The organism is Croceivirga lutea, from assembly GCF_014235875.1.
Taxonomy (GTDB): domain Bacteria; phylum Bacteroidota; class Bacteroidia; order Flavobacteriales; family Flavobacteriaceae; genus Croceivirga; species Croceivirga lutea.
Genome location: NZ_JACJUK010000009.1, coordinates 106,246 through 126,828, shown reverse-complemented (window position 1 = coordinate 126,828; position 20,583 = coordinate 106,246). Strand labels below are relative to the sequence as shown.

General features: G+C 37.6%; 1 protein-coding gene. It reads right to left on the bottom strand.

Going from position 1 to position 20,583, the window contains the following annotated elements; genetic code table 11:
• Positions 1-20,303, bottom strand: a 20,303-nt coding sequence (locus tag H5V42_RS13985) for a beta strand repeat-containing protein (RefSeq protein ID WP_185783799.1), incomplete at its 3' end; no start/stop codon positions are given.
• Between the last annotated feature and the right edge of the window lie 280 nt (positions 20,304-20,583).

Here is a 20,583-nt window from a genome sequence, read left to right as displayed (position 1 = left end):
ATAGTAGCCGTACCATCACCTTCATTGACTACCACGCTATCATTATCAAAGCTGATACCAGTTACCCCAGGGATATTGTCATTATCAAGGATATCAACAGTAGCCTGATTATCTGTAATGGTAATCGGTGTGTTGGTCACAAGGTTTGACAAGTCAACGAAGAACTGTTCAGTAGCTTCAATGATATCATCATCAGTAATAGGAACGGTAATCGGCTGAATTTCACCATCAGTACCCACAAAGGTTAGTGTACCAGTAGTTAGGGTATAATCCGAAGCCTCTTCAGCAGTATTATCTGTAGTGGTATAATCAACAGTTACTCCACCTTGCACATTACCTGTCAGCAATACATTTATAGTAGCGGTACCATCACCTTCATTGACTACCACGCTATCATTATCAAAGCTGATACCAGTTACCCCAGGGATATTGTCATTATCAATGATATTGCCGGTTGCAGTTGAAGAACCATTAATGGTAATCAATGTGGTTGACAATCCTGATAATGATACAGTTAACGTCTCTGTAGCTTCAATAATATTGTCATCAAAAATTGGAACCGTTATTGTTTGAGTCTCACCATCTGTACCCGTGAACACTAGTGTGCCAGATGTTGCTGTATAATCACCAGGTTCATTTGCAGTGCCGTCAGCTGTGGCATAATCAACACTAAAGCCACCTTGAACGTTACCGGTTAGCACAACATCAAAGGTCATGGTACCATCTGCTTCATTCACAGTTACATTGTCACTATCGAAACGTATACCTGTTACTCCTGGGGTAGCATCATTATCTATGATGTTACCTGTAGCAGTCGTTGGCCCGTTGATTGTTATTAAAGTAGTTGATAAGCCAGATAATGATACTGTTAAATCTTCAGTAGGTTCTATTAAATCATCATCCAAAATCGGAATTGAAATGGTTTGCACTTCACCATCAACTCCTACAAAGTTTAATGTACCAATAGTTTCTTGATAATCAAATGGTTCTAAAGCTGATCCATCAGTTGTTGCAAAGTCTACACTGAAGCCACCTTGAACATTACCTGTTAGCACAACATCAAAGTTTAAGGTTCCATCAGACTCGTTAACGGTTACATTATCACTATCAAAACGAATACCTGTTACACCTGGCGTAGCATCATTATCTATAATATTACCTGTGGCTGTTGTAGGCCCATTTATGGTAATTAATGTGGTGCTAAGACCAGAAAGTGCTACTGTTAAGTCTTCTGTAGGTTCAATTAAATCATCATCTACAATTGGAACAGAGATTGTCTGAACCTCACCATTAGTACCTACAAAGTTTAATGTGCCAATAGTTTCTGTGTAATCACCTGGTTCAGCCGCGCTGCCATTGGTTGTAGCATAATCAACGGCAAATCCACCTTGTACATTACCGTTTAGAACTACGTCAAAATTCATGGTACCATCGGCTTCGTTTACGGTGACATTTGTATTGTCAAAACTAATACCTGTTACACCTGGCGTAGCATCATTATCTATAATATTACCTGTGGCTGTTGAAGGGCCATTTATAGTTATCAAGGTGGTGCTAAGACCAGAAAGTGCCACTGTTAAATCTTCTGTAGGTTCAATTAAATCATCATCGACTACAGGAACAGTAATACTATGAGATTCGCCATCTGTACCTACAAAGGTTAGTGTACCTGTAGTATCCGTATAATCGAATGGTTCATTAGCTGTACCATCTGTTGTTGCATAATCAACGGTAAATCCGCCTTGAACGTTACCAGTTAAGGTAACATCAAATGTCATGGTGCCATCAGCTTCGTTTACAGTTACATTGTCACTGTCGAAACGTATACCTGTTACTCCAGGTGTAGCATCATTATCTATGATATTTCCGGTTGCAGTTGAAGGACCATTAATACCGATTAAGGTGGTAGTTAAACCTGATAAGGATACAGTGAAGTTTTCTGTTGCTTCAATAATATCATCATCTACAATAGGAATGGTAATTGGATATGTTTCTCCGTTAGTTCCAATGAAGTTCAACGTACCTATTGTTGCAGTATAATCAGAAGGTTGATTTGCACTACCATCTGCAGAAGCATAATCAACACTAAAGCCGCCCTGAACATTGCCTGTTAAGGTTACATTAAAGGTTATGGTGCCGTCAGCTTCATTCACCGTTACGTTATCACTATCGAAACTTATACCGGTAACACCAGGTGTGTTATCGTTGTCAAGAATATTACCAGTTGCAGATGAAGGACCGTTAATTCCAATTAAAGTAGTAGATAAACCAGAAAGTGAAACTATTAAGTCTTCAGTAGGTTCAATAATATCATCATCCAAAATTGGAATTGATATAGTTTGCACTTCACCATCAGTACCCACAAAAGTTAAGGTGCCAATAGTTTCTGTGTAGTCACCTGGTTCATTAGCTGTGCCATCTGTTGTGGCATAATCAACGGTAAATCCACCTTGAACATTTCCGGTAAGTACTACATCAAAGTTCATAGTACCATCGGCTTCATTAACGGTTACATTGGTATTATCAAAGCTAATACCGGTTCCTGCAACAGCATCATTATCTAAAATATTACCAGTAGCCGTAGTTGGGCCATTAATTCCAATTAAGGTAGTAGATAAACCAGAAAGTGAAACCGTTAAGTCTTCTGTAGGTTCAATTAATGTATCATCAATGATAGGTGTCGTAATTGTTTGTACTTCACCATCTGTTCCTGTAAAGGTTAATGTGCCTATAGTTTCTGTATAATCACTAGGTTCATTTGCAGTACCGTCAGCTGTGGCAAAATCTACACTAAATCCACCTTGAACATTACCTGTTAAAACAACATCAAATGTCATGGTGCCATCAGCTTCGTTAACGGTAACATTATCGTTATCAAAGGCAATACCGGTACCTGCAATAGCATCATTATCTAAAATATTACCAGTGGCAGTTGTTGGGCCGTTAACACCTATTAAGGTTGTTGATAGATTTGAAAGCGAAACTGTTAAGTCTTCTGTAGGTTCAATAAGTGTATCATCGATTATAGGCACAGTAATGGTATGTACCTCACCATTGTTACCAACAAACGTTAAGGTTCCAGAGGTTTGGGTATAATCATTTGGTTGATTTGCACTGCCATCAGCTGTCGCATAATCTACAGAAAATCCACCTTGAACATTACCGTTTAGCACCACATCGAAGGTCATAGTGCCATCAGCTTCGTTCACAGTTACGTTGCTATTATCAAAACTTATACCTGTAACTCCTGGGTTTGCATCGTTGTCAATAATGTTTCCATTAGCGTTTGACGGACCGTTAACTCCTATTAAAGTAGTTGATAAACCTGAAAGGGTAACGGTTAGATTTTCTGTAGCTTCAATTACGTTATCATCATTGATTGGAACAGTAATACTATGAACCTCACCATCTGTACCCGCAAAAGTTAAGGTTCCAGAAGTTTCTGTATAATCTGATGGTTCAACTGCCGAACCATCAGCTGTTGTGTAATTTACTGTAAATCCACCTTGAACATTTCCTGTTAAACGAACATCAAATGTCATTGTACCGTCAGCTTCGTTTACCGTAACATTAGCATTATCAAAAGCAATACCTGTGCCTGCAATAGCATCATTGTCTAGAATGTCAATAGTACCTTGCGAATCATTAATTGCAATTAATGAAGTACTTAAATTGGAAAGGTCTACTAATAGCTGCTCTGTAGCTTCAATAATATTATCATCGGTTATTGGAACAGTGATAGATTGAATTTCACCATCGGTACCAGCAAAAGTTAACGTGCCATTTGTGGTGGTATAATCTAAACCAGCAATAGCTGTATTATTATTTGTGGTAAAATCTATAGTGAAACCACCTGGAACGTTACCTGTTAACAATACATCTATAGTAGCAGTACCGTCATCTTCACTTACTGAAACTGCATCATTTTGGAAAGAAATACCAGTTGTACCAGGAATATTATCATTATCTGTTATATCAACAGTGCCTTGAGCATCATTAATCGTAATTAATGGAGTTGATAAATTAAATAAATCAATAAATAACTGTTCTGTAGGCTCGATATTATTATCATCTATAATCGGAACACTAATGGTTTGAATTTCACCATCTGTACCCGCAAAACTTAGTCTGCCTGAACTTGTAGTATAGTCATCACCAGAAATAGCGGTATTGTCATTTGTGGTGTAATCTACATCAAATCCTCCTTGAACATTACCTGTTAATAAAACATTGATTGTGGCAATACCAACTGCTTCATCAACTACAATTGCATCATTCTCAAAGGTGATACCTGTAGTACCTGGTATATTATCGTTATCAATAATATCAACTGTTGCTTGATTATCATTAATGGTAATTAATGTAGTAGATAAATTAGATAGATTTACAAATAATCTTTCTGTTGCTTCAATTACGTTATCATCTATAATTGGTACAGTAATGGTTTGTACCTCACCGTCGTTTCCTGCGAACGAAAGTGTTCCAGAAACAGTGGTGTAATCTGTTCCAGCTTCTGCTGTATTATCATTTGTAGCATAGTCTATATCAAAACCACCTTGAACATTACCATTTAATACTACGTTGATAGATGCTGTGCCAGCTGCTTCATTTACTGTTATAGCATCATTTTGGAAAGAAATACCATTAACACCAGGAATATAATCGTTATCTAAAATATCAACACTCGCATTAGCATCATTGATAGTAATAAGATTTGTTGAAAGGTTAGAAAGGTCAACGTAGAATCTTTCTGTGGCTTCAATTATATTATCATCTAAAATTGGGATTACCACCTGTTGTATTTCACCATCATTACCCGCAAAAGTGAGTGTGCCAGAAACGGTATTATAATCTGAACCAGCATCAGCACTATCATCTCTTGTAACGTAGTCTAATGTGAAGCCGCCTTGAACATTACCATTAAGTAAAACATTAATAGTCGCTGTTCCGTCTGCTTCATTTACGGTAATTGGATTATTCTGGAAAGAAATACCATTTGTTCCAGGAGTGTTATCATTATCTATAATTTGAACAACTGCCTGGTTATCGTTTATAGCTATTAAGCTGGTTGATAAGTTCGAAAGATTTACAAATAAATCCTCTGTTGCTTCAATTACGTTATCATCAATAATCGGAATTGTTATTGGGTATGACTCACCATCGTTACCAGCAAAGTTTAAAGTGCCTGTAACTGCTGAGTAATCAGAACCTGCCTCAGCATTATTGTTGGCGGAGTTATAATCAACTGAAAAACCACCCTGAACGTTACCAGTAAGCTCAACTATAACAGTAGCGGTACCATCAGCTTCATTTACAATTACGGGGTCACCTTGGAATGATAAACCGGTAACACCTGGTTGATTATCATTATCTAAAATATTAGCCGTTGCCGTATTCGCTGGTTGTCCATTTACAAAACCTACACCAATATTAGATTGTACATTGGTTAACAGAACAATTAAATTTTCTGTTTGTTCAATAACATTATCATCTATAATTGGAACATCTATGAATACCGTATTGGTCGATGAAGTAAATACTCCAGTTCCTGTTATTTCTAGGTAATCTGCAGGTTCTTCAGCAGAGCCATCAGAGGTATTATAATCGAAAGTTACATTTTCTCCTGGGGCAATATTACCTGTGAACGTTACCGTAAATCTTGCAAAAGTATCTGTACCTTCAGTTACTGTTATACTGTTTGAATCGAAAGAAACACCAGTACCAACTACATTGTCATTATCTAAAATGGTAATAACACCTGCAGATTTATTTATTGTTGGCGTATTTGTACCATTGGCAATATTAACGGTAAAATCTTCAGTAGGTTCAATTAAGTTATCATTACCAATTGCAATAGTAATGGTACGAACTTCATTATGATTACCTGTAAAGGTTAATGTACCTGAATCAGAAGTATAATCACCTGGTTGTTGAGCAGAGCCATTTGCTGTGCTAAATGTTACGGTATAACCGCCAGTAACATTACCTGTATTGGTTACTTCTAGTGTTGCAGTACCATCAATTTCATTAACCGTAATATCATTAATAGCAACACCTATAGCAGCTCCATTTTCAGTAACGAAAATATTTTGTGTATGCATTCTGTTATTACCAGCACAATCTGTTGTAGACCAAGTTCTTACAATAGTATAATCTGTACCAGAATTATCTCCAATATAGGACTCGCTAAAGTTTACTGTTGCATTGGTATCACAGTTGTCATTAGCAGTTAATGTTTGAGGTGCAGGTACATTATCATAAGCAGCAAAACTATCAGCTGGTAACGATTCATTAAATGTTGGCGCTGCATTATCCTCAACAGTGATTACTTGTGTATACGTATCACTAACTCTACCACAAGCATCAGTAAAGGTCCAAACATTGGTATAAGTACCTTCAGACGGACATGAAGCAGATTGTACAAAAGAACCAGGAACTTTTACTACAGTAAAGCTACAAATTGCAGGTACTGGCTCTAGTGCTTGTGCTGCATTGTATTGTGTAATGTTATCACAAGAAATAGTTCTGTCTAAACTACCAACAACAGTAGCCCAATTAACTTGAGCAGGTTGCTGCACATCAATAATTGTTGGGTCGTATTCACCAATACCACAAGCATCTGTTGTACCAGAACTGGTAGATACAATCATATCAGTATTCGTAGTACCACTAAATGAGGCAGTAGCTTGAACTTCAAAACTCGCAGAACATGCCGTTTCTAAGAAATAGCACTGGTCTTTTAATTGAATGTCAAAATCTAACTGGTAACTATCACCCATATTGGTAATACCATCTTGAGATGTGAATTCTAACGTTCTTGTAGCACTATCATAATTGTGTGTAACTCCCGCAGGTAGTGTACCAACTCCCACAAATTCAGCTTCATCAGGGATTACTGTGCTTATACTTAAGTTGATAATGTCATCATTACCAGAGTTAGTAACATCTAAACTTAAAGGAACAATGTCACCAGCGTTAAATGGGCCGGTGGCGTTAGCTGTTAAACTTAGCGCACCTAAACTTGGTTGGTACACATCAACACTCATACCCATTAAGTATAAACCATAAGATTCTTGGTCTGTTGTAATTTTAAATCGGGCAAAAGTTTGGTCATTTCCAATTAAAGAATTTCCTGAGTTATTTAGTTGGAATTTAGCCGCGTCGTAACCAAGTGTGTTGGTACTTGCAGGTGACCTATCGGTATAATCAAGTCCGTCAATAGTAATACGGCTGTTAAAGAAGTTATTGGCAGCTCTCATTGGTGTAGAGATGTTGGTCCAATTACTACTTGTATCATTAATCAATAATTGGTCTCCACCTAAATCTTGGTCACCCTCTAAGGAACCTATAATCATTCCGGTATTTACATTACCAGCGGGAATAGTTTGGAATCCACTAAAGTTAAATTCTGTTTCACCTTCACCATTAGAAGCGTATGTGTGAACGTAACCATCGTAAAGTGTAATGTTTTTAGGGTCTAGAGAAATGTTTTCATAAACAAATACTATTTGCCATCCACCAGAGGTACCTGTATGACTACCAGAATAGGAGTACAAATCTAGTTCTGTAGCCTTAATATTACCTACTTGATAGTTCCCGAATGGAGTAGCCAAAGCATTAACTTCGGCAGTTATATCTTTAACACAGACATATGGGTCATTTTGGAAACCTTCATCTCTTCCTCTATAAAGCACTTCGTCAGCTGCAATTGTTGTATAGCTCGACTGACCAGGTAACATTAATTTAATTTCATTAAAATTCCACGTTGGTTCATCAGCTGTATTTCCTGTACCAGTAGTTAAACCAAACCCATCTACACCATAAGGTTTATCAGCAGCAGCCCAATAGATATAGGCTCTTTCAATATTAAGACAGCTTAAGGTTGGTTCTGGGTTAGCTAAATTTGCTCTTGTTGAGTTAAATGTTGTTGGGTCAGAATCAATATCAACAAATACGTTGTCATTAAAATTGTGGTTACCAGCACCACCGTTATAATCTGCCGTAGCATTTCTAGATAAAACGTTGTTTGCAATCATGGTAAAGTCACCATGCACGTTCCCCTGAAAACGAATTTCAAAATCCTTTTTAAGGTTAGTATCATTAATATACAAGTATGCCGTAGCGGATACTGTTGAACCGTTTGAATCTACTATTTGATAAATAAAAGAATCATAACCATTAAATGAAGGGTTAGGTTGGTAATCAAAATAATCATCTAAAGGATTACCTGGTGTACCATTATTATTAACAGTAAGTGTACCATTTGATGGAGGACTTACAATTTGCAATGCGTTTACAGCTGCTGGTCCATCAAAACCATAATCGTCATTTGGTAATACATCTAATACCTTGTTTGATTGGTCACGGAATACCACAAAAGAGTCATCTTCTGCAGTTGGCTGGTGGTCAATATCGAGTATGGTTCCTACTGCAGAGGCATTTGTAATGCCAATAAAGCTTGGGGTAATTCCAGTGATTTCTATACGAAGGTTTTCATTACCTTCAATAATGGCATCTTGTAATATATCTACAGGAACCTGTATCACTTGCCCATCTGTGCCAGTGAAATTTAACGTGCCTGTTTGTGAAGAAACGGTATAATCATTTCCAGTAGAAGTGGTAACATCTACAATTTGATAATTCACTGCAAAACCACCTTGTACCGGGTCTCCAGTATAGGTGAATTCAAAGTTTTCAGTAGTAAAAATTTCATCAACAGTAAATCCTGTAATTGCAATAGAACCACTGTCATTGTTGCCAATAATACCGGTTGCTGTATTGCTAGAAATACCTACTTGAGGATTACTAGGATTAGATATAGTTATTTCTAAAGTTTCATCAAATTCTATAAATGAATCTTCAAGAATAGTAATTGGTACAGACCTAACTTCACCATTATTACCCGTAAATGTTAGGGTACCAGATGCAACAGCAACAGTATAATCATCACCTGAAGCTGCTGTACCATCTGTTACAACATAATCAATAGTGAAACCACCAGGTGTTGTATCACCGTTATAGGTAATTTCGAAGTTTCTAACAGTGCTTTGCTCTACAACATTAAAACCAGCAATAGATAAACCACCACCATCGTCATCATTAATTGTACCTACCGCTCTATTATTTAATAATTGAATACCAACATTAGAACGTATGGCTACAAGGTCAAAATTGTAGCTCTCTGTAAGCTCAATTACATTATCGTTTATAATAGGAATAATAACATTATGTGTTTTTACAACATTGTTGAAAACTAAGGTTGTAACTGTAGGACTTGCAGTAAAATCAGTAGAGTTAAATGCAGTACCGTTATTCACTAAATAATCAACTTCTATATTTTCGCCAGCGTCTACATCACCATTAAATGTTATGGTGAAAATTGCATTAACTGTGTCTCCTGGGTCACCTTCATTAGAAGATACCGCCAAGCTAGTAAAATCAATACCTGTAGTTGCATTATTATCATTATCATTAATAGTACCTAAAGCTTGCCCATCAACAGTGTTTATCAACAATGATGATAAATTAGAAAGCTGAATGTTTAGGCTCTCATTTTGTTCTATAAATGTGTCTTCATTAATTGTTACAGGAATTGTTTGTTGGTCACCATCTGCAGTACCCGCTGGGAAAGTTAATTGACCAGTTAAGGTTGCGCTGTAATCATTACCAGAAGTTGTTGAAATATCTGTGATTTCGTAATCTACTGTAAATCCATCTTGTAAGGTTGCTCCATTGTAGGTAACTACAAATTGGGTGCTACCAACGCTTTCATCAACTGTGAAATCAGCCACAGAAATACCTGTTGTTGGTGTTGCTGTATCGTCATCTATGATTGTTCCAACTCCTGTTGCATCCACAAGATTTAATAAAGTTGTAGATAAGTTTGAAAGGGTAAAGTCTACATCTTCATCACCTTCAATTAAAGCATCGTTAGTAATGGAAACTGAAATATTTTGTTGCGTACCATCTGTGGTACCTGCAGCAAAGGTTAAGGTGCCAGAAAGTGTACCATTATAATCAATACCTGAATTTGCTGAACCGTCTGTAATAGCATAATCAACAGTAAATTCATCTTGTACCGTTGCTCCGTTATACGTAACAATAAAGTCAGCTGTTGCCACATTTTCATTAACGGTAAAATCAGATACTGATAAACCAGTGGAAGGTAAAGCTGTGTCATTATCATTAATAGTTCCAATACCATTAGCATCAATGAGGTTAACTAATGTGGTTGAAAGATTAGAAAGTGTGATGGTCACATTTTCATTGCCTTCGATTAAAGTATCCTCAAGAATGGCAACAGATACCAACTGTTGATTACCATTAGAAGTATTATTTGGGAAAACTAATTGCCCTGATTGAACTGTATTGTAATCTACACCATGTATAGCAGAATCATCTGCAATTACATAATCTACTGTAAATGAATTTTGCACCGTTGCTCCGCTATAAGTAACTACCATGTTAATGGTACCAGCACTTTCATTAACTGAAAAATCTAGTACAGATATACCAGTTGAAGCATTTGCAATATCATCATCTAATATTGTTCCAACACCTTCTGAATCAACTAAGTTTAGTGATGGATTAGAAAGGTTAGCTAATTCTAAACGAAAATCTTCATCACCTTCAATGGTACCATCGTTTAAAATGGTAACTGTTACCGTTTGTTGGTCACCATCTACAGTACCCGCTGGGAAAGTTAATTGCCCTGAAAGTGTGGCGGTATAGTCACTACCTGAAGCGGCTGTACCATTAAAAATGCTATAGTCAACAGTGAATGAATTTTGAATGCTAGCTCCGTTGTAGGTTACTACAAAATCTACTGTTCCAACACTTTCATTTGCACTAAAGTCAGCAACAGTTAAACCTGTGGTTGGAGTAATTAAATCATTATCTTGAATAGTACCCGTTGCATTGCCATCTACAAGATTGATTAAAGTAGTAGATAATCCTGAAAGTGTAATGTCTAAATCTTCATCTCCTTCAATGAAGGCATCATCAGTAATAGTAACCGCAACATTTTGTAGGTCTCCATTTGTTGTACCCGCTGGGAATGTTATTTGACCTGCCAAAGTTGCAGAATAATCTGAACCAGAATTTGCGGAACCATCTGTAATACTGTAGTTAACCGTAAATTCATCTTCAACATCAGCACCGTTATAGGTAACTACAAAATTTGTTGTACCAACAGCCTCGTCTACTGTAAAATCTGCTACAGAGATACCAGTAGTTGGTGTTTTAATATCATTATCAGTAATAGTTCCTACAGCATTTGGATCTACCAAATTGATTAAAGAATTGGAAAGATTACTTAATTGAAAATTAAGGTTTTCAGTTCCTTCAATTACGGTGTCGTCACTAATTGTTAGCGTTACTGTACGTTGAGTACCATTAGTTGTGTTTGCAGGGAACGATAATTGACCAGCCAGAGTTGCGGTATAATCACTACCTGAATTTGCTGTACCGTCAGTAATAGCATAGTCAACGGTAAAGGCATTTTGCACCGTAGCTCCATTATATCTTACCACAAAGTTTACCGTACCTATTGATTCACTTACGCTAAAATCTGAAACAGTTAGACCTGTGGTAGGAGTAGCTACGTCATTATCTATAATGGTACCCAAGCCATCTGCATCTAAAATGGGCACAACAGCTAATGAAGAATTCGAAAAAGTAATTGATAAATCTTCGTTACCCTCAATTCTAGCATCATCAATTATTGTTACAGTTACAGTTCTAGAGTCACCATTTGTGGTTCCAGCTGGGAAAGTTACTGTACCTGTAAGGGTTGCATTAAAATCGGTTCCAGAAACTGCAGAGCCATTAGTTATAGTGTAATCTACCGTAAAAGCATCTTGTACTGTTGCTCCGCTGTAAAAAAGTTCAAATTGAGCAGTTAAACCGTTCTCATTAACCGTAAAATCTGCTGCAGATACTCCTGTGCCTGCTGTAGCTTCGTTATCGTTTATAGTTCCGACTGCATTTCCATCTACGATATTTATAACTGTAGTTGACAGGTTTGAAAGCGTAAAGTCTACGGTTTCAGTTCCTTCTAAAATGTTATCATCTGCAATAGCCAAACTCACATTTTGTTGGTCACCATCAGCAGTACCTGCCGGGAAACTAAGTTGCCCAGTAAGGGTAGCGGTATAATCACTTCCTGAGGTTGTGGTAACATCAGTGATTGCATAGTCAACCGTAAACCCATTTTGAATTGTAGCTCCGTTATAGGTAACCACAAAGTTTACCGTGCCTGCATCTTCATCTACCGTAAAGTCTGCTGCCGAAACCCCAGTTGTAGGTGTTGCCACATCATTATCTTGAATAGTACCTGTTGCATTGGCATCTACAAGATTAATTAATGTTGTAGACAATCCGGATAATAGAAAATCAATAGTTTCATCCCCTTCGATAACGGTATCTTCTGAAATTGTAACCGCAACATTTTGTTGGTCACCATCAGCAGTACCGGCAGGGAAAGTTAATTGCCCAGTTAATGTAGCTGTGTAATCAGTACCCGAATTGGCAGAACCATCAGTAATCGTATAATCAACCGTAAAGGCCTGTTCAATAGTAGCGCCGTTATAGGTAACTACAAAGTTTGTTGTTCCAATGCTTTCATCTACGCTAAAATCAGCGGCAGTTAAACCAGTAGTTGGCGTAGCCACATCATTATCAGTAATAGTACCTACACCATTGGCATCAACAATATTGATTAAGGTGGTAGATAAATTAGAAAGCGTACCATTTAAATCTTGGTCTCCTTCAATGGCGGTATCATCGATAATAGTTACGGTAATGGTTTGTTGGTCACCAGAGGTAGTTCCTGCAGGAAAAGCCAATTGGCCTGATAATGTTGCATTATAATCGCTACCTGAATTTGCTGTACCGTCAGTAATAGCATAGTCAACGGTAAAGGCATCTTGCACCGTAGCTCCGTTGTAAGAAACCACAAAATCAACAGTACCTATAGCTTCATCTACAGTGAAATCAGCAATAGAGACACCAGTTGAAGCATTTGCAATTTCATTATCAATGATAGTACCTAAGCCATCAGCATCAACTAAATTTATGTTTGCTGTTGAAACGTTTGAAAGGGTTATAGTTAAATCTTCGTTTCCTTCTAAAAGAGTGTCATCTAATAATGAAACTGCAACATTTCTAGAGTTCCCATTAGTTGTGTTTGCTGCGAAAGTTAAAGTTCCACTAGCTACAGTATTATAGTCTGAACCTATACTAGCAGAACCATCGGTAATTACATAGTCTACGGTAAAACTATTCTGTGTTGTTGCTCCACTATACACTACAGTGAAGTTAGTATTTAATGCATTTTCATTTACCGTAAAATCTAATACTGATAGTCCAGTCGTTGGTGACGAATCGTTGTCATTTATTGTTCCTGATGCGTCAGCATCCACTATATTGATTAGGGTTGTAGACAGATTTGAAAGCGTAAAGTCTACAGTTTCATTTTCTTCTAATAAGTTATCATCAATAATTGCCAAACTCACATTTTGTTGGTCACCATCAGTAGTACCTGCCGGGAAGCTAAGCTGCCCTGTAAGGGTAGCGGTATAATCACTTCCTGAGGTTGTGGTAACATCAGTGATTGCATAGTCAACCGTAAACCCATCTTGAATTGTAGCTCCGTTATAGGTAACCACAAAGTTTACCGTGCCTGCATCTTCATCTACCGTAAAGTCTGCTGCCGAAACCCCAGTTGTAGGTGTTGCGACATCATTATCTTGAATAGTACCTGTTGCATTGGCATCTACAAGATTAATTAATGTTGTAGACAATCCGGATAATACAAAATCAATAGTTTCATCCCCTTCGATAACGGTATCTTCTGAAATTGTAACCGCAATATTTTGTTGGTCACCATCAGCAGTACCGGCAGGGAAAGTTAATTGCCCAGTTAATGTAGCTGTGTAATCAGTACCTGAATTGGCAGAACCATCAGTAATCGTATAATCAACCGTAAAGGCTTGTTCAATAGTAGCGCCATTATAGGTAACTACAAAGTTTGTTGTTCCAATGCTTTCATCTACGCTAAAATCAGCGGCAGTTAAACCTGTAGTTGGCGTAGCCACATCATTATCAGTAATAGTACCTACACCATTGGCATCAACAATATTGATTAAGGTTGTAGATAAATTAGAAAGCGTACCATTTAAATCTTGGTCTCCTTCAATGGCGGTATCATCGATAATAGTTACGGTAACGGTTTGTTGGTCACCAGAAGTAGTTCCTGCAGGAAAAGCCAATTGGCCAGTTAATGTAGCATTATAATCGCTACCTGAATTTGCTGTACCGTCAGTAATAGCATAGTCAACGGTAAAGGCATCTTGCACCGTAGCTCCGTTGTAAGAAACCACAAAATCAACAGTACCTATAGCCTCATCTACAGTGAAATCAGCAATAGAAACTCCAGTTGAAGCATTCGCAATTTCATTATCAATGATAGTACCTAAGCCATCAGCATCAACAAGATTTATAATACTGGTGGAAATATTGGAAAGCGTAAAAGTTAAATCTTCATTACCTTCAATTAAGGTGTCATCAATCATAGAAACACTAATACTCTGAGCATCGCCATCATCAGTACTTGCAGGAAATGATAAAGTTCCACTAGCTACAGTATTATAGTCTGAACCTATATTGGCAGAACCATCAGTAATTACATAGTCAACAGTGAAGCTGTTTTGCGTGGTAGCTCCATTATAAACCACATTAAATACGGTTGATACCGCATTTTCATTTACCGTAAAATCTAATACTGATAAGCCAGTGGTCGGGGTTGAGTCATTATCATTAATTGTACCTGTGGCATCAGCATCTAAAATATTTATTAGCGTAGTTGATAAATTAGATAAGGTAACTTCTAAGGTTTCAACTTCTTCTAAAAAGGTATCATCTGTAATGGTAACCACAATATTTTGTTCGTCACCATCTTCAGTACCCGCTGGGAAAGCAACTTGTCCAGTTAATGTAGCTGTGTAATCAGTACCAGAAACTGTGCTGACATCTGTTATAGTATAATCAACAGTAAATGCATCTTGTACTTCATTACCATTATAAGTAACAACAAAATTAGCAGTGCCTGCATCTTCATCTACCGTAAAATCAGCAACTGATACTCCGTTTGAAGGACCGCTATCATTATCATTTAGCGTTGCGGTTGCAGGGTAAGAAGGTTGGCCATTATCAAATTGAGCACCAACACTTGAGGTTAAATTGGTTAATATTAATTGAAACTCTTCAGCAGATTCAATTACCGCATCATCAGTAATATCAATATCAATAGTTCTTGTATAACCTCCGATTGCACCATATAATAGAAACCCAGAGTCTCCAACATAATCGGTGCCATCTTCTGCAGTGCCGTCAAGTGTGGACCAATCAAATCTTACAAAATTCAATCCAGTTAGAGTTCCATTGTAAACTACGGTGAATCTAGCAAAAGTGTCGGTACCTTCAGTTACAATTACGGGCCCATTAATTATTTCAACTGTACTAGAATCATTGTCGTTTATAGTAACAGTTGCACTATAAGTAGGTTGACCGTTTGCAAATGCAACCCCTCCTGGAATGTTTGTTGTTAAGTTTGATAATTCAATTTGAAAATCTTCATCACTTTCAATTGTAGTGTCATCTGCTAAGGGGATAATAATGCTGATAGGTGTGCCAAAATTAGAATCATCAAAACGATGCGAAAGCGAACCTCCACCATAATCAATACCTTCTGTGGCTGTTCCTTCAACAGAATTAATGTCAAAATCTACAAATTGTCCTGGACCAATAGTTCCATTATAACTTATGGTTACTATAGCATCAGGGTCTGTACCTTCGGTAAATGTAACATTGGTGTTGAAAAATTCAACAGTACCGCTTACGTCGTCATTTAAAATGGTTCCTGTACCCGTACCGTCAGCAATGGTTACTAAAGCTGTTGAACTATTAGAAATGGTGATGTCAAAAGTTTCATCAGTTTCCACGACAGCATCATCTACTAAAGTAACGGTAACAACTTGTTGGTCACCATCATTAGTGCCTGCTGGAAATGATATTTGACCTGTTAAGGTTACGGCGTAATCTGAACCAGAATTAGCAGTACCATCTGCTATAACATAATCAAATGTAAATGGGGTTGCAACGGTGATTCCAGTATAGGTTACTACGAAATCAACTGTTCCTGAATTTTCATTAACGCTAAAATCTGCAACTGAAACGCTACCGCTCGTAGCCACATCATTATCTGTAATAGTACCTGTAGCCGAAGCATCAATAATGTTTAGTAATGTATTGGAAATATTAGAAAGTGTAAAGTCTAAAGATTCGTCACCTTCTACATCGGTATCATCTGTTATAGTAATAGTTACAGTTTGTGTATCTGTATCAGCAGTACCTGCTGGGAAGGTAATTTGCCCAGATAGGGTAGCGGTATAATCTGTACCCGAAGTTGTAGAAATATCAGAAATAAGATAATCAACGGTAAAGGCATCTTGAACATCATTACCAGTGTAGGTAACTACAAAGTCAACAGTACCTGCTGCTTCATCAACTGAGAAATCAGCCACGGAAACTCCCGTGCCAGGGGTAGTATCATTATCAGTAATGGTACCTGTAGCACTTGCATCTACTATGGTAATTGCTGGGTTAGAACTATTAGCTAGTGTAAGTGTTAAATCTTCATCACCTTCGATAAGGGCATCGTCAGTTAAAGTAACTACAACAGCTTGCTGGTCACCGCTGTTAGTTCCGGTAGGGAAACTTACTTGACCAGTTAAGGTAGCTGAGTAATCAGAGCCAGAAATGGCAGAACCGTCAGTAATGGTATAATCTAAAGTAAAAGCAGCTTGCCCGTTAGTACCAGTATAGGTAACCACAAAAGAAGCTGTACCAGCAGCTTCGTCTATAGAAAAATCAGCAACACTAATTTCATCAGCAATAGCAGGGTCATTATCTGTAATAGTACCCGTAGCCGAAGCATCAATAATGTTTAGTAATGTATTGGAAATATTAGAAAGTGTAAAGTCTAAAGATTCGTCACCTTCTACATCTGCATCATCTGTTATAGTAATAGTTACAGTTTGTGTATCTGTATCAGCAGTACCTGCTGGGAATGTAATTTGCCCAGATAGGGTAGCGGTATAATCTGTACCCGAAGTTGTAGAAATATCAGAAATAAGATAATCAACGGTAAAGGCATCTTGCACATCGTTACCAGTGTAGGTAACTACAAAGTCAACAGTACCTGCTGCTTCATCAACTGAAAAATCAGCCACGGAAACTCCCGTGCCAGGGGTAGTATCATTATCAGTAATGGTACCCGTAGCATTTGCATCTACTATGGTAATTGCTGGGTTTGAACTATTAGCTAGTGTAAGTGTTAAATCTTCATCACCTTCGATAAGGGCATCGTCAGTTAAAGTAACTACAACAGCTTGTTGGTCACCGCTGTTAGTTCCGGTAGGGAAACTCACTTGACCAGTTAAGGTAGCTGAGTAATCAGAGCCAGAAATGGCAGAACCATCGGTAATGGTATAATCTAAGGTAAAAGCAGCTTGCCCGTTAGTACCTGTGTAGGTAACCACAAAAGAAGCTGTACCAGCAGCTTCGTCTATAGAAAAATCAGCAACACTAATTTCATCAGCAATAGCAGGGTCATTATCTGTAATAGTACCCGTAGCCGAAGCATCAAGAATGTTTAGTAATGTATTGGAAATATTAGAAAGTGTAAAGTCTAAAGATTCGTCACCTTCTACATCGGTATCATCTGTTATAGTAATAGTTACAGTTTGTGTATCTGTATCAGCAGTACCTGCTGGGAATGTAATTTGCCCAGATAGGGTAGCGGTATAATCTGTACCCGAAGTTGTAGAAATATCAGAAATAAGATAATCAACGGTAAAGGCATCTTGCACATCGTTACCAGTGTAGGTAACTACAAAGTCAACAGTACCTGCTGCTTCATCAACTGAAAAATCAGCCACGGAAACTCCCGTGCCAGGGGTAGTATCATTATCAGTAATGGTACCCGTAGCATTTGCATCTACTATGGTAATTGCTGGGTTTGAACTATTAGCTAGTGTAAGTGTTAAATCTTCATCACCTTCAATTAGGGCATCGTCAGTTAAAGTAACTACAACAGCTTGCTGGTCACCGCTGTTAGTTCCGGTAGGGAAACTTACTTGACCAGTTAAGGTAGCTGAGTAATCAGAGCCAGAAATGGCAGAACCATCAGTAATGGTATAATCTAAGGTAAAAGCAGCTTGCCCGTTAGTACCTGTGTAGGTAACCACAAAAGAAGCTGTACCAGCAGCTTCGTCTATAGAAAAATCAGCAACACTAATTTCATCGGTTACTGTGGGGTCATTATCCGTAATGGTGGCGATTGCATTGGCATCTAAAATATTGAGCGCCGAATGTGAAATGTTGGATAAATCTATGGTTAAGATTTCATCACTTTCAATATCAGTATCATCTATTAGTGTAATAGTGACTGTTTGCGTATCTGTATCAGCAGTACCCGCTGGGAACGTAATTTGCCCAGATAGGGTAGCGGTATAATCTGTACCCGAAGTTGTAGAAATATCAGAAATAAGATAATCAACGGTAAAGGCATCTTGAACATCATTACCAGTGTAGGTAACTACAAAGTCAACAGTACCTGCTGCTTCATCAACTGAGAAATCAGCCACGGAAACTCCCGTACCAGGGGTAGTATCATTATCAGTAATGGTACCTGTAGCACTTGCATCTACTATGGTAATTGCTGGGTTTGAACTATTAGCTAGTGTAAATGTTAAATCTTCATCACCTTCGATAAGGGCATCGTCAGTTAAAGTAACTACAACAGCTTGTTGGTCACCGCTGTTAGTTCCGGTAGGGAAACTTACTTGACCAGTTAAGGTAGCTGAGTAATCAGAGCCAGAAATGGCAGAACCATCTGTAATGGTGTAATCTAAAGTAAAAGCAGCTTGCCCATTAGTACCTGTGTAGGTAACCACAAAAGAAGCTGTACCAGCAGCTTCGTCTATAGAAAAATCAGCAACACTAATTTCATCGGTTACTGTGGGGTCATTATCCGTAATGGTGGCGATTGCATTGGCATCTAAAATATTGAGCGCCGAATGTGAAATGTTGGATAAATCTATGGTTAAGATTTCATCACTTTCAATATCAGTATCATCTATTAGTGTAATAGTGACTGTTTGCGTATCTGTATCAGCAGTACCCGCTGGGAACGTAATTTGCCCAGATAGGGTAGCGGTATAATCTGTACCCGAAGTTGCAGAGCCATCAGTAATTACATAATCTACCGTAAAGGCATCTTGAACATCATTACCTGTATAATAAATAGAAAAATCAAAAGTGCCATCAGCTTCATTAACCGTGATATTATCAACAGCGATCCCTGTTCCAGCATTGCTGTCGTTATCTGAAATTGTTCCCGTTCCTATTGCAGTTACTATAGGAATATAATTTGGATTGGTATTAGAAATGGTTAAGGTGAGTGTTTCATCTCCCTCAATATCCAAGTCATCTATTAGGTTTACTGAAACAGTTTGAAAATCGCCATCTATTGTATTTGCCAAAAAAGAAAGTTGACCTGTTAGTGTAGCTGTATAATCTGTACCAGAAGTCGCTGTACCATCTGCAATAACATAATCAACTGTAAAAGCATCTTCTACAGTTGCACCGCTGTAACTTATAGTAAATAATGCTGTTGCTGTACTCTCATCAACTGAAAAGTCAGAAACTGATAAACCTGTAGTTGGTGTTAGCTCGTTATCATTTATAATTGCTACTGTAGTAGACTGGCTAACAGTAATAGTTGGTTCTGAAATATTACTAAGGTCTATTTGAAATTCTTTCTCTGCATTTAAAAAGGTATTGTCTAAAATTGGAACACTAAAAGAAAGGGTTTCTGCTGTACCAGAAAACGAAAGTGTACCAGAGGTTGCTGTATAGTCTGTACCTGCTATTGCCGTATTATCTAAGGTTGCATAATCAATAGTAAATGCGGCTTGGTCAGGACCTACATAGGTTACCTCTACAGTTAAACTACCTCCATCTTCGTCAATAGTATAATTGGGCGAACTAAATTGAACATCACCTACAAATGTATTTTTATCTGTTGTAGGTTTTACCAGTTTCTCAACAATAGTAGGGTCGTGCTCATTACCTATTACCGTTTTTGAGAAATGGGAATTACCTAATGTTTTAAAACAACTAAAAAATAAGAGAAGTATAAAACTATAAGCTTTTAGCGTGTTGAACGTAGCAACTTTCATACGAATTTTATTTAGGGGAAAAACCAATGTTCTAAAAATCAATTGGGGAGTAATTGAGGAATTTTTCAATTCTAATTTTCGACTTGGTTTTTTATGCATCCCTTTTTAAAGTTTGGTTATTGTTTACTTAGTTTGAACATATGTTTTGGTGCTCACCTTAATAGCAAACACCTTTTTTAACATAATTCTTCGCTAATTAACATACCTTTTAAGGGTAATGTTTACAAAATGTTGTGAAATAGACCGTTCCTGTTGTTTTACTGGTATTTTTTGTTTTTTG